Below are 17,471 nucleotides of genomic sequence, written 5' to 3'. Positions count from 1 at the left end.
CAGGCGTGTTATTTGAGGCGAATTTGGAGCGCTTTTGTGGCGAGGGAGCTTGCTCCCGCTGGGGCGCGAAGCGGCCCCAAAATCAGTCAACCCCGTTTACCTGAAACTATTGAGTCGTCTGTTCTGGGGCTGCTGCGCAGCCCAGCGGGAGCAAGCTCCCTCGCCACAGAAGTTAATCAGGCCAGTGCTGTCTCGGCAGGCGACACGATACTGGTCTTGCCCCCACGCGACTTACCGGAACTCAGGTACTCGGCAATCGACTCTTGCGTCACTTCACCGAGGAACACCCGCTCCGCATCCATCACCGGCAGCCACGAACGGTTGAACTCATACATACGCGACAGCAGGATGCGCAAATGCTCGTCATACGCCGCCGTGGCGTTGAACTCGCGCAAGTACTGGCCGCATGTACCGGTCTGACGGTGCAGGTCGCGACGTCGTACATACCCCAGCGCCTTGTTCTCGGCACAGGTGACCACCACATAACGGCGGTCCGTCTCGTCCATCAACTCCAGCGCTTCGGCCACCGGGGTTTCCGGGCTTACTGACGGGGCGTTGTCCGCGGCATCTTCGGCTTTTACCAGGAGCAGGCGCTTGAGGGTGCTGTCCTGACCGACAAAGTTGCTCACGAACTCGTCAGCCGGGTGCGCCAGCAGCGTGTCCGGGTGGTCGATCTGTAGCAGCTTGCCGGCGCGGAAGATCGCAATTTTGTCACCCAGCTTGATAGCTTCATCGATGTCGTGGCTGACCATGATCACGGTCTTGTTCAGCGCCCGTTGCATCTCGAAAAACTCGTTCTGGATCATCTCGCGGTTGATCGGGTCGACCGCGCCGAACGGCTCGTCCATCAGCAGCAGCGGCGCATCGGCCGCCAGCGCACGGATCACGCCAATGCGCTGTTGCTGGCCGCCCGAGAGTTCACGCGGGTAGCGATGCAGGTACTGCTTGGGTTCGAGCTTGATCATGCTCATCAATTCGCGGGCACGGTCATGGCATTTCTGTTTGTCCCAGCCCAGCAGCTTGGGCACCACCACGATGTTTTCTTCGATGGTCATGTTCGGGAACAGGCCGATCTGCTGGATCACATAGCCGATGTTGCGACGCAGGGTCACCTCGTCGAGGTCGGTGGTGTCTTCGCCATTGATCAAAATCTTGCCCGAAGTGGGCTTGATCAAGCGGTTGATCATTTTCAGCGTGGTGCTCTTGCCGCAGCCCGACGGGCCGAGGAATACGCAAATTTCGCCTTCGTTGACGGTCAGGCTTACGTCGTTCACGGCGGAGACAGTCTTGCCGTTGCTTTGAAAAGTCTTGGTCAGGTTTTGAAGTTCGATCATTTGAGCAGTCCTTTTGGAGTCAGCGAGCGTTGCAGCCATTGCAGAAGCAGGTCAGCGAAGATGGCCAGGAGACTGACCAGCACGGCGCCGACAATCAGCATCGACATGTCGCTGCGGCTGATGGAAGCCAGAATAAGTACACCCAGGCCACCGGCGCCGATGGTGGCGGCGATGGTCATTACGCCAATGTTCATCACCACGGCGGTGCGCACACCGGCGAGGATCACCGGCACGGCAATCGGCAGTTCAACCATGCGCAGGCGCTGGCCGAAGGTCATGCCGATGCCTTTGGCGGCTTCGCGAATGCCCGGCTCGACGCCGGTCAGCGCCAGGTAGGTATTACGCATGATCGGCAGCAGGGAGTAGAGGAACACCGCCGTAATCGCCGGCATCGGCCCCAGGCCCTGGCCGAACTTGGAGTAGAACGGCAGCAGCAGGCCGAACAGCGCGATGGACGGCACGGTCAGCAACACCGTGGCGCTGGCCTGCAAGGGGCCGGCGAGCGTCGGGAAGCGGGTCATCAGCACGCCCAGGGGCACGCCGACGACGATCGCCAGGATTACGGCAATGCCGACCAGGGTAATGTGCTGCCAGGTCAGGTGCAGGACTTGGGCCCAATCAAGATGGGAAAAGGCGTTCAGGAATTCCATGTCTTCTCCTCTTAGTTGATGGGGTGTTGGCGCAGGAAATCTGCGGCAACAGCGGACGGGCTTTCATGGTCGACGTCGACCCGCGCGTTCAGCTGGCGCATGGTTTCGTCGTCAAACAGGTCGGCCAGCGGCTTGAGGTCGTCGGCCAGTTGCGGGTGGGCGTCGAGGTACGCCTGACGCACCACCGGTGCTGCGGTGTAGTCCGGGAAGTAATGCTTGTCGTCTTCCAGCAGCTTCAATTTGAAGGCGTTCAGGCGACCGTCGGTGGTGTACACCAAGCCGGCAAACACCTGGCCATTACGCAGGGCGGTGTAGACCAGGCCGGCGTCCATCTGGCGGGTGTTTTTGCGGGTGAGGTTCATGTCGTACAGCTTGACCATGCCACCCATGCCGTCGGAACGGTTGGCGAACTCGGTATCCAGGGCCACCAGGCGGTTTTGTTTGCTGTCCTCGGCGAGGGCCCTGGTCAGGTCGCTGATGCTGTTGATCTGCGGGAATTCCTTGGCCACGTTGTCGGGCAGCGCCAACGCGTAGGTGTTGCTGAATTTTGACGGCGACAGCCAGACCAGGCCTTTTTTCGCGTCGAGTTCTTTCACGCGGGCGTAGGTTTGTGCGCTGTCGAGTTTCTCGTCGACATGGTTGTAAGCCACCAGCGACACGCCGGTATATTCCCAGAGCATGTCCAGCTGCCCGCTTTCCTGGGCACTGCGCGCCAGGTTACTGCCCAGGCCGCCGGTCACGCGGGTGTCGTAGCCCTTGGTGCGCAGGTACTGGGAAGTGATTTCGGCGAGCAGGGTCTGTTCGGTGAACACCCGGGCGCCAATGCGAATTACCGGTTTTTCGGCGGCTTGCGCAAACCCTGCAAACAGCAGGACGCAGCTCAATATCAAGGTCAGTTTTTTCATGTGATTTCCTTTGCCAAGCCTTAAGACGGACGCAACCCGCGTTCCAGCCAGAGGCGGCTGGCCATGGTCACCAGACCGTCGAGCAGCAATGCCAACAGCGCGGTGCACGCGGCGCCGAGCAGCAGTTGCGGCTGATTGTTCAGGGCGATGCCGGGGAAAATCAGGCTGCCCAGGCTGTTGGCGCCAATCAGGAACGCCAGCGGGGCGGTGCCGACGTTGATCGCCAGGGCCACGCGCACACCGCCGATGATGATCGGCACGGCGTTGGGCAGTTCCACCCGAAACAGCACCTGGCGCGGCGTCATGCCGATGCCGGTGGCGGCTTCTTTGAGTGAGCCTTGAACGTTTTTGAGGCCTTCGTAGGTGTTGCGCACAATGGGCAGCAACGAGGCGAGGAACAACGCGAAGATGGCCGGGCCGCTGCCGATGCCGAGGACGCCGAGGGCGATGGCCAGTACGGCCAGGGGAGGGACGGTGTTGCCGATGTTGAAGATCTGCATGAAGCGTTCTGCGCGCCCGACCATGTTCGGTCGGCTGAGCAGGATACCGGCGGGGATGCCCACAACAAGGGCGGCCAGCATGGAGACTAGAACGAGGATCAGGTGTGCTTGCAGGTAAAACAACAAATCGTCGCGGTACATCTCGATCGTGTTGATGCCGATCCAGTGGACCAGCAGGGCCAGGAGTGCGACGACAACCGCACCTCCTATCAGCCCTTTGCCATAGCGAATAGCCACAGGCGGACTCCTTTTTTTCTTTTGTCGGCGAACACATTCTCCGGCGGCAATGCCATTCCTGGCTGTCGGCGAATAGGTTCGCGAAAAGCAGCTCGCCGATACCGGCAATGCAGTATGCGATCGAGCCATGAGCGCAGCCTCGTCAGGCTAACTTGCTGATTTTTCAGCCCCTGTTCCGAGTGCGGTAGCAGGGGAGTGGACGTCTCTACCTTTTAAAAGGTTCCATACTTGGCAGCATTTAGCCACCCCCAATCGGGTGAACGGTGGTCCGGCGCCCGGGGTTTGCGCTATACTCGCCGCCCTTTTTTGACTCACCTGCCAGGCGATTTCCCATGACCCACCAGGCCGCCGAAGTCGCGAAACGCCGCACTTTCGCCATTATTTCCCACCCCGATGCCGGTAAAACCACCATCACCGAGAAGCTGTTGCTGATGGGCAAGGCAATCGCTGTGGCCGGCACGGTGAAATCCCGAAAATCCGACCGCCATGCGACATCCGACTGGATGGAGATGGAAAAGCAACGGGGTATTTCCATTACCACGTCGGTCATGCAGTTCCCGTATCGCGACCATATGGTCAACCTGCTCGACACCCCAGGCCACGAAGACTTCTCCGAAGACACCTACCGCACCCTGACCGCGGTGGACTCGGCCTTGATGGTCCTCGACGGCGGTAAGGGCGTTGAGCCACGGACCATCGCGCTGATGGACGTGTGCCGCCTGCGTGACACGCCCATCGTCAGCTTCATCAACAAACTCGACCGTGACATTCGCGACCCGATCGAGTTGCTGGATGAAATCGAAGCGGTCCTGAAGATCAAGGCCGCGCCGATCACTTGGCCGATCGGCTGCTACCGCGACTTCAAGGGCGTGTACCACCTGGCTGACGACTACATCATTGTTTACACCGCCGGCCACGGTCACGAACGTACCGAAACCAAGATCATCGAGAAACTCGACTCGGACGAAGCCCGCGCCCACCTGGGTGACGAGTACGACCGTTTTGTCGATCAGCTGGAATTGGTGCAGGGCGCCTGCCACGAATTCAACCAGCAGGAATTCCTCGACGGCCAGCTGACGCCGGTGTTCTTCGGTACTGCACTGGGCAACTTTGGTGTCGACCACGTGCTCGACGCCGTGGTGGATTGGGCACCCAAGCCTCTGGCCCGGGTTGCCAACGAGCGCACCGTGGAGCCGGTCGAAGAGAAATTCACCGGCTTCGTGTTCAAGATCCAGGCGAACATGGACCCCAAACACCGCGACCGTATCGCCTTTATGCGTATCTGCTCCGGCAAGTACGAAAAAGGCATGAAGATGCGCCACGTGCGCACCGGCAAGGATGTACGCATCGGCGACGCCCTGACGTTCTTCTCCTCCGAGCGTGAGCAACTGGAAGAAGCGTTTGCCGGCGACATTATCGGCCTGCACAACCACGGCACCATCCAGATCGGCGACACCTTCACCGAAGGCGAAGCGCTGGGCTTTACCGGTATCCCGCACTTCGCCCCGGAACTGTTCCGCCGCGTACGCCTGCGTGACCCGCTCAAGTCCAAGCAACTGCGCCAAGGCTTGCAGCAATTGGCCGAAGAGGGCGCCACCCAGGTGTTCTTCCCCGAGCGCAGCAACGACATCATCCTCGGCGCCGTCGGTGTGCTGCAGTTCGATGTGGTCGCCAGCCGCTTGAAAGAGGAATACAAGGTTGAATGCTCCTACGAGCCAATCACCGTGTACTCCGCGCGCTGGATCGATTGCAGCGATAAGAAGAAGTTGGAAGAGTTCTCTAACAAGGCCGTGGAGAACCTGGCGATCGACGGTGGTGGTCACCTGACCTACCTGGCGCCGACGCGGGTCAACCTGGCGTTGATGGAAGAGCGTTGGCCGGATGTGAAATTCCGGGCGACCCGCGAGCACCACTAACAACGAGACGGGCCATACAACAGGTATGGCCCGGCTTGGCGTGTTGAGTATCAGCAACTGATACTGAAACCACTCAGGCCAGCATTCAATTGACTATCGTTTAGTTGGAAAATAACTGTGGGTCGTTGCCTCCACCACGAAGCGGTCATATTCGGGCCTTGAGATAAAACTGTTATCGTCCTTGTCGGCAGCCTTGAAGGCAACGCTGTCAAATTCTGATTTATTCGAATAACCCAGGTCTGTTGCTGTTTTAACGTAACGATCATCCATGTATAAACTCCATTCTTGCCTTGAAAGTTGCTGGTCTTTGTTGCGGTCGGAATAATCCCAGTTGTCATTGTAGGTGCTGTTGTAGAGGCCTCCGCAGGCGGTGGTGTTTACTACGACAGCGAAGAGCACACAGGTGGCGAGAAGAGGTTTCACTTTACGTGTCTCGAGAGTAGTTAGTGGAGTCAGGACTTTAGTGATGGGTATTCGCCAGATGCAATAAACTCGGTTGTAGCATTAAGATTTTCGGAATATTCCTACGCTCGGGGCAGAAACGCTCATCGCGTAATATCAAAGGGCGAAGCTGTCATGGCTTCGCCCTTTTTTGTAGGTGCAACGCCGCTCAACTGTGGGAGCTGGCTTGCCTGCGATGGCCCCAGTAAAGGCACTGCAATTTTCCGGAAAGAACTCGGCGTCTGGTTTTGGGGCTGCTTCGCAGCCCAACGCAGGGCAAGCCTGCTCGCCACAGGAGAAATTGGCGGCCTTCAAAAGTTGTGTAGATACCTCTTCTTATCAAAGGTTGCCCAGTTTTGGAACACTACAGTCTTGCCTGAGGACGGCGTTTTCACGTAGCCAGCCAGGCTGCTTACACTCTTTTTCATTTGTGTTCTCCTTTGCTTCTTGGTGCCTGGGCAGGCCATGCGATGGGGGCTTAGGTAATGTCCTGGAAGTAAGACATGTCTTCGATGTGTCCTTTGGCGAGCCCTTGGTTGGGAGTGAAACGGTCACCTTGGGCAGACTTGAAGTTTGTTAATTGCCCATTTAGCCAAATTTCACGATCGTTTTTAATTTCTTGACGTTGGTTTGAGTAAGTCGTATTTCGCATAGCGATATAGTCATCGTATTCGCCTTTTATCTTAGCGAGCACAGAGTCACCAGTCATACTGAGATCGGGATAGCCACTAGCTGCTTTGATTGAAAGGTCTGGGTCCCAGCGGTTCAGGCACTTCATTGCCAGGTAAAAAACCAAGTTTGAGGGTTCAGAGAAGGTCCCGGGGCTACTGTCGCCGTCTTTAGCTTGATTACCTATCAAGGTGGTATGGCGGCCGGCGATGGGATAGATATGAACACGTGTGTTTTGCGCCGTATCGGGAACAATGCAGGGCAGGCTGGCAGAGCGTTCATCTCGAGCATAAAACCCTACATACTCACTGACGTTGTCTGGCAAAGTTGTTTGAATAGGTTCATAAGATAGGGGGCCGACGACTGGATCGATGGCCAGAATATTCACCGGAATACCACGTAATAAACCGTCAGTTTTCATAGCATTTGCAAACATGTGACAACTGACTCCGCCGCGACCCCAGCCTACTAGATTTATTTGTGTGTGCTGGTGTGTTGAAAATTTAAAAAGTTCCGTTTCCCCTATGATGAATTCTCTTAGGAGCCAATCTTTTGGTAGGTCCGTTATCGTTGAAATTGTGTCGTCGGAAATTCCTTCGGGGGGGCGTTCTTTGTGACGTGTCCAAAGAGCGGTGCCGGGGGAATTATCTCTAATGTATTCAATTGCCCTGTAAATATTGTTGCTCCAGCGTTTAGCAAATTCCGTGGGTGGCCATTGGAATACACCAGAAGACCGGGTAAATATGTCATCGCTTAAAAAGTTGCCACTACCGGGGCCGTTTATAATGAGATTTCCAGCTATATCGATAGATTGGTAATATTTTCTGTACCAGCTAAAGTAATCGTAAAAATCTCTATTTATGAAGTGGGCGCTCTGAGTCGAGATCGCCGTTATTAGATGTGGCCTTGATCCCGTGGTTATTGCGTCCTTTCCAGAGATGGGGTCCGGGTGGGTAACGGTGATATCACCGTCGCTATTAAAGAAAACTGTTGTCATGATAAATAACGCCTGTCTAAAGAATGGTTAGTGAACGACTGCATTCACCGCGGCAGCAGCAGAAGCCTGCTGACGTGGGCGGACTGTAGAAGCGTCTAGCCTCGGGCCACTTAGGTGAAAGACATTGACATAAGCCTTCACGGCGGGAGCCTGGTCTGCAAGGCGGTTAGCAATTTGCACTGTGTCCGATCCCGAAAAAATAACTTTGGTAAATGAATCGAATGATTCAAGGGTTTTTTCGATTTCAGTAACATACGGGGTCTTGGCTTCTTGCAGCTTTTCGAAAGCTATAATTTTTTCTGTTTCAATAACCCTGCAGCATAGTAGCCGCATTGCATTTCAAAGAGCTTCGAAGTGCGTCGTCATCGTTGTTGATGTTTGAAAACTAGTTAATTTAGCGCTGTCGTACAGGTCGGAAATATCAGGCCAGGCAGGCCCACCAAAGTAAATACTTAAGACCGCCAATGGAGGGCGCCCTCAGGTCCGATAGCGGCCGTCAGTAGGTTGAACGGGTGCAGGCTAACCTCGCAGCCACATCGGGGAGAGGTGAGAGACATAAGATTTTAAAGTAGGGGCGTATTTTACGAAGTCCTGAGCCATTTCCTTTGTATCGGTCCTGGCAAAAGCAACTGAGATAAATGTGTTAAAAGACTCGATGATTTTTTCGACTTCAGCAACATACTCAGCCTTGGGCTCTCGTAGTTTTTCAAAGGCAGCTATTTGCTGAGATTCATGAAAGTTTGACTTGAGCTGCTTGTCAATTTCTGCAGCGCGGGCTTCAACTGTATTGATTTGTTTGATTAGCTCGATGCGTGCGGTTACCATGTTTTCATGTTTGACTTCACTGTCGACCAATTTGAGAATGTGTTTCGCTGCCTGTATGCCCTCTTTAATCATCTCTTTTTTGAATGTTGCGGGTGATTCGGCCGCTGTTACAACTTTGTCAACTTGATTTAACAGTGGTAGTGTCTTGTCGTAAAATGACACCCCCTCATAGGCTTCAATGGCGGTGTCTAGCTCTAGCTTTCGCTTTAACATAACATCGTAGTAATCTTCAGATCCCTCCTGTTTAGAAATAGCTTGCAGGTTTGCTCTTGTACTCCCTAACTCTTGAAGTCTGTAAGTATTATTGGCATAACTCATTTGTTTTAAGTTGAAAGTGGGGTTGGAAAGCTCGTTACGCAAATCGGTAAGTGTTTTTTTCTTGGTGTTAAGCGTGTTACTCAAGTCTCGCTTGTAATCGTTCAGTGCGCCATCGCTCAACTCATCAAGATCCTCCAAAGCACTCTCGATATCCCTAGTCTCCAGAGCGACAGATGCCTTGATCAAAACGTCGTTAGCGTTCTGATCTACCAGGCTGAGGTTTTTCGCCAACTCCAATAAGTCGGTGCGTAGTGCCTCTATGTCGATGTTGCTCAGTTTTATTCTTGCATAATAGTAAATTATCTCCCGACTGTTTTTCAGAGCCATTAAGTTAGGCGGGTTCAGTGTTATTTCATAAGTGCTCATGGTTATTTATCCTTGCGTTAACTAGGAGGCTTAAGTGCTAGCGGATTTATAGTCTAAATGTGTCCATCAAACTTTTCGAGTTATCTTCAATCTCGCGCCAATCTCTTAATATAACTTCTAGTTTTCTAACGAAAAGGCCAAGGTAAGCATAATTAGCGGTGCTTTTGAACTGGCTCAGCGCGTCATCAATAAGAGCCAAGATGTTTTCCCAGTGAGAATGAAGCTGGGAGACAGCCTTAATAGCCGGTTCGACTACATCATAGAGAGACCCCATACTTAAATAGAGTGTATGGAGTACGCCCTTCAGCTGATTATCTCCTGCGATCTTGGCAAGGATTTCTTCGCGACGTTTGATGAGGTCGTCGGCGGGAGTCCCTTTTTTTGACCTTCCGTCAATAAAGCCAGCAAGGGATTGATAAGCTTGGCAAACTCAAAGAGAGTTTGCATCTGCGAGGGCTTTACATTTATTTGTTTTATATCGTTTGAGAGTTTTGTAAGTTCGATGCGTATATTGGAAATTTCCATGTCCAGTGCGTCTGGGTTTGAAACTTGCACCATTTGGCCAATCCAAGGTTCTATGGTGTAGCTTAGTACATTTTTAAAGTCATCCAGATTGGTTAACGCCATAATACTTTTTTGTTTTTTATCATTTATAGAGGTTTTTATGTATCTGACTGTCTGCTCAAGGTTAGGGAGCTTGGCCTGATCATCCCCATCGAGTGAAATCGAAGGAAGTGTTTCCAGTTCGGCCTCTGACAGGTCTTTTATTTTTCGTGATTTGTAACCTTCCATATTTTTAATGATGTCAACCGCTTCATCGCCGTACTCATGCATATCCTTGGAAAAAGCCACGAGGACAGAGCTGATTTTAATCATGCTGTCTTGGGTTTTTTCCCATGAATTAGCATGATCGTTGATGGTTTTATAGTGGTTCACAATTTCGATTACGAGTGCTTCGGGAGCGTTGTTTACTTGATTTTTCACCCCTTCGGCTGTCAACGGGAGGAGTTTTCCTGTTGAGACATAACGAGAAATAACCCGCACATCGTCCTTGGTTACGATTGGAACAGGGAGGTATATTTGAGTGCTCATGATAGGCTTCCTTCAAAAAAAGTGATTTGACAATACTTGCTCACGGCCGATAAACGAAATTTATTTGCCTTAAAACTTTTTGAACTTCGCGGCATTTTGAGGTGTGTATTAATTGGCCTTGAAACGTTCAGGTGTGCGATATATTAATTTTTAACACGGCCGCACAGAACCTTTTTAGATCACGGTGATAGTTTTTTCTAAGAAACGCGGGTTCTGGTTAACTATCACGTATCGTTCCTTAGACATTTACTTACAGTGTTAGAGCACTGCGTGAGAACGCTACGGTATCTGTTCAGTGCCTTGGGTGTAAGTAAATATCAACTTAAAGCTCACGGGTACTGTGAAATATAACAGGTAATAATATTTATTTGGAATGACGAGAGGCTGGTTGTGTTTTTTTTGCTATATGTATGAGGTTTATAACCGGATTTGTATGCTTTGGTTTTTTGTCAACTGTTGATCTTGACAGTTGGCAGTGTTGCGACTGGCGACTATAACCGGTGCTGATTGACATTGCTGCGTTAAAAATTATCTATTCGTGAGGTAGCGATCATGGCCGAACAGCCGAAATACACGTCCATCATTACGGCTAAAGAGATTGAAGTGATAAAAGAATATATTAGCCTTGCTACTCAGCTTCGAGCTGACTATGACCGTATGAAAGGCGGGGCCGCGTTCATTACTCTGTCGGGGCAGGTCGGTTTGAGCACTGCCTTGGACGAGCAGGGTGTGAATCAGCTTATTGATGCGGTTTTGGATCATGCTGGAAAATGGACAGGTATCGAAGTAAGTATGCGAGCATTGTGCCAAGAGGTTTTTACTTATTCAGATCATTTCACAGCAGGCCGCGATGCCATCGTTGGGCAAATAACGTCCTTGCCTGGCTACTCTAATGCTTCGGAGAAACTCACTGCGTTACCGGAGAAGGACTGGGAGGGAGTAACGATTCCACTGGGCGATGAAGATCTTACGCTTGTGCCCTCCATCAAAAAAACAATTAACGAAATGGTTGAAGAGCTTGCCAGTTTGAAAATTACAGGGGGCGAGCTAAGAGATGAGATTTTGAGCTTTAAAACTGAACTTATGAACACAATTCAGACGGCGTTGCGTAGGATTACCGCGTTGGATACCGTGCATGAGCTGGAACAAGAGCTTTCTCGCGTCGCTATGAGTGAGCATGATCGGCTGACGGTAAGGGGGCATATGCATAATGTGACGTCTGCTTTTGCAGACGTGGTCGCACAGTCGTATATTTTGGATGGAAAGATTCCTAACACAGATCTGATTGATTTTTACAAAAGTGATTATGAGGCTATTCTACGCGGGTTATCGTCTTCGAATGCGGAGACGATAAGGGCGCTGCTTTTGAAGATGCGCAGCGGTGCAGTGTTGACACAGCATTTTTCAGCTTTTCATGACGCCCTAGAACGTTTGCACACACCTTTGGAGCTTGCCGATAAAGGGGTTGGGCAGCTAAGAACGTTGTGGACATTAACATTGGATGTCATGCAAAGTGCTCAAGATAGGACTCTTCAGGTCACATCATTTTCACTGATAAAACGTATTGAAAAATCTCTTGATTCCGCAGCATTTCAGTGGAGGGCTGCTCGAGGCAATGCGGAAGATTTGAATAAGTTACTGACCGTACTTAGCTAGTTACCCTATTAGGCCGTGTCGTGAGGAGGTTGTGTTTAGTTTTTAAAGTGCCGAGTCCACTAATGATCGCTTCTAATATGGGCCTCGGCATTTTTACAGTGTGGTTTTCTCGTGGTGTTTTACACGATGTCGCTGAAGTAGTCGCTCGTGAGTATGTGCCCTGTTGACAGGCCTTTGTTTGGGGTGTATTGAGTGCCGTGTGCCGCAGTGAAATTGCTGTTGTCGCCGTTGAGATATGTTTCGCGTTCACCGTTTATATCTGAGAATATCGTATAGACCTTGTCCCGCATCTGTGTATAGCTATCGTATGAGGCTTTGATGGTAGATAGCCGCTGATCAATTTGCGCATTTGTCAATCCGAGTTTTTTATCCAAAGAAACTCCCCAGTTGGTTAAGCATTTTTCTGCATAGTGGCGAACAATCTCCCCAGGCTCAAAAAAAACTCTTGGACCCTTGCTGCCATTTTCTGCGGCGTTACCTACCAAAGTGCCATGTCGGCCCGCCATCGGATAAATATGTACGTTGGTCGAGCTGTCGGTTTTAGGGATTACACAATTAAACCCGAATGAACGCTCATCTCTTGCATAAAAGGCAGTGTAGTTTTTCACGTTATTACCTAATGTGGTTTTTTCTCTCTGAAAGTTTAGGAGGCCTGGCACTGGGTCGATGGCAAAGATATTCACAGGTATGTGTTTCAACGCGCTGTCTGCTAACATCGCATTGGCTAGCATTATGCAACTGACACCTCCTCGACTCCACCCTACTAAATTGACTTGGGTTGGGATGATTCCGTCTTTACGATGCTGTTTGATAATTTGCGCTTGCAGTTGTTGTTGTGTGACATGGCGTGATCCATAATCATATTTTCGCCAAAACCAAGATCCACTTTTTTCAACGTTCTCAATGGGTACTCCAGCATTTTTCAACTGGTTATAATTTTCCTCTGTTAGTTTTTGGCGTTCCCAATCAAACTCTCCTTTCATCATGTTTACAGCGTGTATCACATTCGCATACCAGCCCAAGCCAAAAAGTTGTCCAGTCATTTTATAGTGGCCCCCGGGTTCGGTGAATAATTCATCTGCTTGTAAGTTTCCGCTTCCGGGTCCATCTACGACTATCCAGTCCGAGAACTCTCTGCCTAGATTATTATTTGCGAGTGTTGAGATGGTTTCGCCGTTCCAGTAGACAGCGTTTGAGTCGTCATATTTCGTGGAGCTAGTACCGCAAAAATAAACTGTGAAAATAGCCATGGAAGTATCTCGCTGTGAGTTTTTATAAGGACATCGAGATCAAAGCATTCAGGGAGTATGTCTGATACTGTCAGAAGTAACAGGTTTTTAGATTGTTTTTGCATAGTTGTTATCGCTTTATGCAGATGAGGGCAATGGTTGTTGGCTTACTTATGATGTTGGCCGGTTGGTAAACCTATTAATGGCTGGTTAACAACCATCGCAGCCACGCCAGCTCCACTGTTGATCTTCATCTGTCACGGCCATTGGCGCGAAGCCCGCATCCGGTCTAGCGTATTCAAATACTTCACCTACTTACCGACGGATCAGGAGGCGACCTTGCGTATAACTCAACGTGCCGTCCAGCTGATGTTGCTGGCGGCTTTAGGGCTGGCAGGCACCTCGGCGCTGGCGGATACCGGCACGCCACAGTGGAAAGACACCGGCCCGGTCACCAAGAAAAAGCAGAAGGAGGTCAACTCCGGCAGCTGGCAGCCCCAGGCTCAGCCCGCGCCCAAGGAAGATCAAGAAAACCCCTACAATGACGGTGAGGACAGCGAAACCTACGATGACGGCGATACGTGAGGCCGGATTGGCATAAATCCAAGAACGCAACTAGCTTCATTCAAAGCGCCGGTCGAACGCTGGCGTACGTGTTTCACTGACTGGACGGAAATCAACCATGAGTATCTTTCAGCGTTTGGTGCTGTTGCTAAAAGTGTTGGTGATGTTATCGCTGGGCGCTTCATCTGCGTGGGCGAGTACCGCCGTGCAGAGCCAGGCGCCGGGCTATGTGGCGGCGAAGACGGCGCAGGTGGGTGGTTTGCAGTTGGCCAAGAGCGAGGCAGAGCCTGGTGATGAAGACCAGGGCGGTTCCAAGGATGATGATGACCAGCAAGCGCCGCCAGATGATGATGACACCGAAGGCGATAGCGATACGTAAGGCATTCTGAAAAAGCCCTTCCCGCTGAACGGCGCGTCATTTGGCGGGAAGGGCTGCAGTTCAGCCGATGTCTTTGAAATAGTCGTTGTTGGGAATGTGTTCTGTTGCAAGCCCAGGCGCTGGGGCATAGCTGGCACTGCTTGCTGCCGTGAAGTTGATTTCTTTACTGCCCTTGGTAATGCTGCGCTCACCTGCTATTTGAGTCGGTGTGGTGTAAACCGTCCGACGCATCGTTACATAAGCGCTCTGGTCATTTTTCATCTTTGTGAGAAGCTCATTTATCGGGTCTGCGGTCAGGTTGAGTTTCTTTTCCAAACGAACGCCCCAGCGTGTCAGGCACGTTTCTGCAAAGTGACGAACGATCTGACCGGGTTCTGCATAGACTTTCGCGCCTTGGTTACCATCCGCAGCAGCATTGCCCACTAAGGTCGCGTGGCGGCCAGGCGATGGGTAAATATGCACCTTGGTCGCTGTATCAAACTCAGGAACAACACACGCGAAGCCGAGTGATCGCTCATCCCTTGCGTAAAAGGCTACATACTCTTTGACGTTGCTGCCGAGCTTTACCCGGCTGTCCTGGAAGTTCAACAACCCCGGAACAGGGTCAACTGCAAAGATGTTGACGGGCACATTCTTCAAGGTGCTGTCATTGCGCATGGCATTGGCCAACATATGGCAACTGATCCCGCCACGGCTCCAACCGACCAGATTGACTTGGGTAGGAATGATGCCATCTTTTCGGAAGGTCTTGATGATCTGCTCTTGCAACTGCTGTTGGGTCACTTTGCGGGTGCCGTAATCATACGTGCGCCAATACCAGCTGCCCGTGGCTTTGACTTCTTCAATGGGCACGCCTGCTTTCTGGAGTTGGTTGTAATTCTCTTCGGTCAGTTTTATCCGCTGCCATGTAAAGGTGCCCTTCATGATGTTGAGGGCGTGAGTCACATTTTCCTCCCAGCCGGAACCCAAGGCCGTTCCCGTTAGCTGTAAATGGTTCGCCGACGCCGTGAACATTTCATCGGCTTGCAGGTTGCCGCTGCCGGGCCCGTCGATAACGATCCATTCGGCAAACTCTTTACTGAGGCTTGAAGTGTTTTGCGCGAGGGTGGAAATGAGTTCGCCGTTCCAGTAGTTGGCGTTACTGTCATCGAATTTGGTTGAGCCGGTGCCGCAGAAAAAAACTGTGAAAGTGGTCATGAGCGCTTACCCGTCCGCTGGATAAAGTGTGTGGACCCATGAAAGTGCAAACAGGATTGGCTGCCTACTGTGAGAACTCACAGTTCGTTAGATTGCTTTTGAATACCTAACGGGGGGAGTGGTAGAAAAACGTCGGTGATACACCAAAAAGAAAGCCCCTCCCGCCAGGCTGATGCGCAACCTGATGGGAAGGGCTGTAGAACTCAGTTCGCTCATTCCCACGCAGAGTGTGGGAACGATCGAGATCTCGTCACGCCACAAACTGCTCCGCGTAGTGGCAAGCCACCTGCCGGTTATCCAAAGCGCGCAACTGCGGCTCTTCACTGCTGCAGCGCGCCGTGGCATACGGGCAACGCTTGTGGAACGCGCAGCCAGGCGGCGGGTTCAGCGGGTTGGGCAGTTCGCCGACGATCTTGATCTTCGGCTTGTTCGGGTCCGGGTGGATGGTCGGGGTGGCCGACAGCAGCGCCTGGGTATACGGGTGCAGCGGGCGCGCGTAGATGTCTTCCTTGGGGCCGACTTCCACCGGGCGGCCGAGGTACATCACCATCACATCATCGGCGACGTGCTGTACCACGGCCAGGTTGTGGGAGATGAACACGTAGGCGGTGTTGAATTCCTGCTGCAAATCCATGAACAGGTTGAGTACCTGGGCCTGGATCGACACGTCCAGCGCCGAGGTCGGCTCATCCGCCACCAGCACTTTAGGCTGCAACATCATGGCGCGAGCCAGGGCGATGCGCTGGCGCTGGCCGCCGGAGAACATGTGCGGGTAACGCTGATAATGCTCAGGGCGCAGGCCCACTTGCTTCATCATCGCCTGCACTTTTTCGCGGCGTTCGGCGGCGGACAGGTTGGTGTTGATCAGCAGCGGCTCGCCGAGCTGGTCACCGACCTTCTGGCGCGGGTTCAGCGAGGCGTACGGGCTTTGGAACACCATCTGCACGTCTTTGCGCAATTGCTTGCGCTGGGCCTTGTCGGCGCCGGCCACTTCCTGGCCGGCGATTTTCAAGGAGCCGGACGACGGTTCTTCGATCAGCGTCAGCGCACGAGCCAAGGTTGACTTGCCGCAACCCGATTCACCTACCACGGCGAGGGTCTTGCCGGCTTCCAGTTCAAACGACACACCATTAAGCGCGCGCACCAGTGCATGGCCCTTGAACAGGCCACGGGACACTTCGTAGTGACGGGTGAGGTCGCGGGCGGTAAGAACGACGGCCATTACGCCACCTCCTGGTTCAAGGGGTAGAAGCAGCGCGCGAGGCTGTTGCTTTTCGGGTCAAGGCCGGGGCGCTGGGCACGGCAGGATTCCTGCACATACGGGCAGCGTGGCGACAGCAGGCAACCCTGCGGGCGGTCATAACGACCGGGCACGATACCCGGCAGCGTGGCCAGGCGCGTGGCGCCCAGGCTGTGCTCGGGGATCGCCTTGAGCAACGCTTCGCTGTACGGGTGCGCCGGGATGTCGAATAGTTGCGGCACCTGGCCGACTTCCACGGCTTGGCCTGCGTACATCACGCACACGCGCTGGGCGGTTTCAGCCACGACCGCGAGGTCGTGAGTGATCAGCACCAGGCCCATGTTCTGCTCTTTTTGCAGGGCCAGCAGCAGTTCCATGATCTGCGCCTGGATGGTCACGTCCAATGCAGTGGTCGGTTCATCGGCGATCAGCAGTTTCGGCTCGCCGGCAATTGCCATGGCGATTGCCACACGCTGGCTCATACCGCCGGACAGTTGGTGCGGGTAGGCATCCATACGGCTGGCAGCGCCTGGGATCTCTACTTTTTCGAGCAGTTCGATAGCGCGCTTGCGTGCTTGCTTGCCGGACATTTTCAGGTGCAGGCGCAGCACTTCTTCGATCTGGAAACCCACGGTGTAGCTGGGGTTCAGCGCGGTCATCGGGTCCTGGAACACCATCGCCAAGTCTTTGCCGACGATTTGGCGGCGCTGACGGTTGCTCAGCTTGAGCATGTCCTTGCCGTCAAAGTTCAGCGCGTCGGCGGTGACGATGCCGGGGTGTTCGATCAGGCCCATCAGCGCCATCATGGTCACGGATTTACCCGAGCCCGACTCGCCAACGATCGCCAGTACTTCGCCTTTGTCGACCGAGATGTCGAGGCCATCGACCACCGGAACGGCGGTCTTGTCGCCGAAGCGCACGTTGAGATTCTTAATTTCTAACAGTGACATGGGAAT

General features: G+C 52.9%; 16 protein-coding genes. 4 read left to right on the top strand and 12 right to left on the bottom strand.

Annotated features, from left to right (window positions below; all coding sequences use genetic code 11):
* Nucleotides 1-176: 176 nt before the first annotated feature.
* From P5706_RS28415 to P5706_RS28400, 4 genes are read right to left on the bottom strand one after another with little or no spacing between them, the layout of a single operon-like run.
* Nucleotides 177-1,334, bottom strand: a complete 1,158-nt coding sequence (locus tag P5706_RS28415; protein WP_053131666.1) for an osmoprotectant ABC transporter ATP-binding protein OsmV — start codon at nucleotides 1,332-1,334, stop codon at nucleotides 177-179.
* A complete protein-coding gene (locus P5706_RS28410; protein ID WP_027604864.1) occupies nucleotides 1,331-1,984 on the bottom strand; it encodes an ABC transporter permease in 654 nt (217 codons plus the stop codon). The genes P5706_RS28415 and P5706_RS28410 overlap by 4 nt, the downstream gene beginning before the upstream one ends.
* A gap of 11 nt (nucleotides 1,985-1,995) precedes the next feature.
* Nucleotides 1,996-2,889, bottom strand: coding sequence for a glycine betaine ABC transporter substrate-binding protein (locus P5706_RS28405; protein WP_285683507.1), 894 nt, complete (start codon nucleotides 2,887-2,889; stop codon nucleotides 1,996-1,998).
* Between the two features lie 20 nt (nucleotides 2,890-2,909).
* Nucleotides 2,910-3,626 carry an ABC transporter permease gene (locus P5706_RS28400; protein WP_200430762.1) on the bottom strand — a complete coding sequence of 239 codons (717 nt, stop codon included), beginning with the start codon at nucleotides 3,624-3,626 and terminating at the stop codon, nucleotides 2,910-2,912.
* Nucleotides 3,627-3,958: 332 nt separating this feature from the next.
* On the opposite strand from P5706_RS28400, the gene P5706_RS28395 reads away from it, so the two are divergent.
* Nucleotides 3,959-5,542: a peptide chain release factor 3 gene (locus tag P5706_RS28395; RefSeq protein ID WP_017138290.1), complete on the top strand. Its 1,584-nt coding sequence runs from the start codon at nucleotides 3,959-3,961 to the stop codon at nucleotides 5,540-5,542.
* Between the two features lie 93 nt (nucleotides 5,543-5,635).
* Here P5706_RS28395 and P5706_RS28390 read toward each other — a convergent pair whose 3' ends face one another.
* From P5706_RS28390 to P5706_RS28375, 4 genes are all read right to left on the bottom strand, one after another.
* Nucleotides 5,636-5,965: an EF-hand domain-containing protein gene (locus tag P5706_RS28390; RefSeq protein ID WP_285683503.1), complete on the bottom strand. Its 330-nt coding sequence runs from the start codon at nucleotides 5,963-5,965 to the stop codon at nucleotides 5,636-5,638.
* Between the two features lie 496 nt (nucleotides 5,966-6,461).
* Complete coding sequence (locus P5706_RS28385) at nucleotides 6,462-7,649, bottom strand: hypothetical protein (RefSeq protein ID WP_285683501.1); 1,188 nt, start codon at nucleotides 7,647-7,649, stop codon at nucleotides 6,462-6,464.
* 519 nt (nucleotides 7,650-8,168) lie between these two features.
* On the bottom strand, nucleotides 8,169-9,158 hold the full coding sequence (locus tag P5706_RS28380; protein ID WP_200430765.1) for an alpha-xenorhabdolysin family binary toxin subunit B: 990 nt from the start codon (nucleotides 9,156-9,158) through the stop codon (nucleotides 8,169-8,171).
* A gap of 303 nt (nucleotides 9,159-9,461) precedes the next feature.
* Entirely contained in the window at nucleotides 9,462-10,250 is a 789-nt protein-coding gene (locus P5706_RS28375) for a hypothetical protein (RefSeq protein WP_285683498.1), read from the bottom strand.
* 552 nt (nucleotides 10,251-10,802) lie between these two features.
* Here P5706_RS28375 and P5706_RS28370 point away from each other — a divergent pair.
* Entirely contained in the window at nucleotides 10,803-11,906 is a 1,104-nt protein-coding gene (locus P5706_RS28370) for a hypothetical protein (protein ID WP_285683496.1), read from the top strand.
* A 119-nt stretch (nucleotides 11,907-12,025) separates the two neighbouring features.
* Here the strand turns inward: P5706_RS28370 and P5706_RS28365 are convergent, their stop codons facing one another.
* Nucleotides 12,026-13,156, bottom strand: a complete 1,131-nt coding sequence (locus tag P5706_RS28365) for a hypothetical protein (protein WP_200430768.1) — start codon at nucleotides 13,154-13,156, stop codon at nucleotides 12,026-12,028.
* Between the two features lie 318 nt (nucleotides 13,157-13,474).
* Here P5706_RS28365 and P5706_RS28360 point away from each other — a divergent pair, with 318 nt between their 5' ends.
* Both P5706_RS28360 and P5706_RS28355 read left to right on the top strand, forming a co-directional pair.
* On the top strand, nucleotides 13,475-13,720 hold the full coding sequence (locus P5706_RS28360; RefSeq protein ID WP_285683494.1) for a hypothetical protein: 246 nt from the start codon (nucleotides 13,475-13,477) through the stop codon (nucleotides 13,718-13,720).
* A gap of 97 nt (nucleotides 13,721-13,817) precedes the next feature.
* Nucleotides 13,818-14,078 (top strand): hypothetical protein, encoded by a 261-nt coding sequence (locus P5706_RS28355; protein WP_200430770.1) that lies wholly within the window; start codon nucleotides 13,818-13,820, stop codon nucleotides 14,076-14,078.
* A 60-nt stretch (nucleotides 14,079-14,138) separates the two neighbouring features.
* Here the strand turns inward: P5706_RS28355 and P5706_RS28350 are convergent, their stop codons facing one another.
* The 3 genes from P5706_RS28350 to P5706_RS28340 all read right to left on the bottom strand — a co-directional run bounded on the left by P5706_RS28350 (nucleotide 14,139) and on the right by P5706_RS28340 (nucleotide 17,465).
* The gene (locus P5706_RS28350; protein ID WP_200430771.1) at nucleotides 14,139-15,275 is read right to left on the bottom strand and encodes a hypothetical protein; all 1,137 of its coding nucleotides are present in this window, start codon (nucleotides 15,273-15,275) and stop codon (nucleotides 14,139-14,141) included.
* Between the two features lie 250 nt (nucleotides 15,276-15,525).
* Nucleotides 15,526-16,497, bottom strand: a complete 972-nt coding sequence (locus P5706_RS28345) for a peptide ABC transporter ATP-binding protein (protein WP_017138288.1) — start codon at nucleotides 16,495-16,497, stop codon at nucleotides 15,526-15,528.
* A complete protein-coding gene (locus tag P5706_RS28340; protein WP_017138287.1) occupies nucleotides 16,497-17,465 on the bottom strand; it encodes an ABC transporter ATP-binding protein in 969 nt (322 codons plus the stop codon). The genes P5706_RS28345 and P5706_RS28340 overlap by 1 nt, the downstream gene beginning before the upstream one ends.
* Between the last annotated feature and the right edge of the window lie 6 nt (nucleotides 17,466-17,471).

The sequence above is a fragment of the Pseudomonas sp. ChxA genome, from assembly GCF_030263855.1.
Taxonomy (GTDB): domain Bacteria; phylum Pseudomonadota; class Gammaproteobacteria; order Pseudomonadales; family Pseudomonadaceae; genus Aquipseudomonas; species Aquipseudomonas fluorescens_CB.
The sequence above is the reverse complement of the archived record's forward strand: the minus strand, read 5'-3'. Positions and strand labels throughout refer to the sequence as shown.

Bases quoted from the DNA above. Each gene is read 5' to 3' on its own strand.
- P5706_RS28415 (WP_053131666.1), bottom strand. From the start codon at position 1,334: ATGATCGAACTTCAAAACCTGACCAAGACTTTTCAAAGCAACGGCAAG.
- P5706_RS28410 (WP_027604864.1), bottom strand. From the start codon at position 1,984: ATGGAATTCCTGAACGCCTTTTCCCATCTTGATTGGGCCCAAGTCCTG.
- P5706_RS28405 (WP_285683507.1), bottom strand. From the start codon at position 2,889: ATGAAAAAACTGACCTTGATATTGAGCTGCGTCCTGCTGTTTGCAGGG.
- P5706_RS28395 (WP_017138290.1), top strand. From the start codon at position 3,959: ATGACCCACCAGGCCGCCGAAGTCGCGAAACGCCGCACTTTCGCCATT.
- P5706_RS28385 (WP_285683501.1), bottom strand. From the start codon at position 7,649: ATGACAACAGTTTTCTTTAATAGCGACGGTGATATCACCGTTACCCAC.
- P5706_RS28380 (WP_200430765.1), bottom strand. From the start codon at position 9,158: ATGAGCACTTATGAAATAACACTGAACCCGCCTAACTTAATGGCTCTG.
- P5706_RS28375 (WP_285683498.1), bottom strand. From the start codon at position 10,250: ATGAGCACTCAAATATACCTCCCTGTTCCAATCGTAACCAAGGACGAT.
- P5706_RS28370 (WP_285683496.1), top strand. From the start codon at position 10,803: ATGGCCGAACAGCCGAAATACACGTCCATCATTACGGCTAAAGAGATT.
- P5706_RS28365 (WP_200430768.1), bottom strand. From the start codon at position 13,156: ATGGCTATTTTCACAGTTTATTTTTGCGGTACTAGCTCCACGAAATAT.
- P5706_RS28355 (WP_200430770.1), top strand. From the start codon at position 13,818: ATGAGTATCTTTCAGCGTTTGGTGCTGTTGCTAAAAGTGTTGGTGATG.
- P5706_RS28350 (WP_200430771.1), bottom strand. From the start codon at position 15,275: ATGACCACTTTCACAGTTTTTTTCTGCGGCACCGGCTCAACCAAATTC.
- P5706_RS28345 (WP_017138288.1), bottom strand. From the start codon at position 16,497: ATGGCCGTCGTTCTTACCGCCCGCGACCTCACCCGTCACTACGAAGTG.
- P5706_RS28340 (WP_017138287.1), bottom strand. From the start codon at position 17,465: ATGTCACTGTTAGAAATTAAGAATCTCAACGTGCGCTTCGGCGACAAG.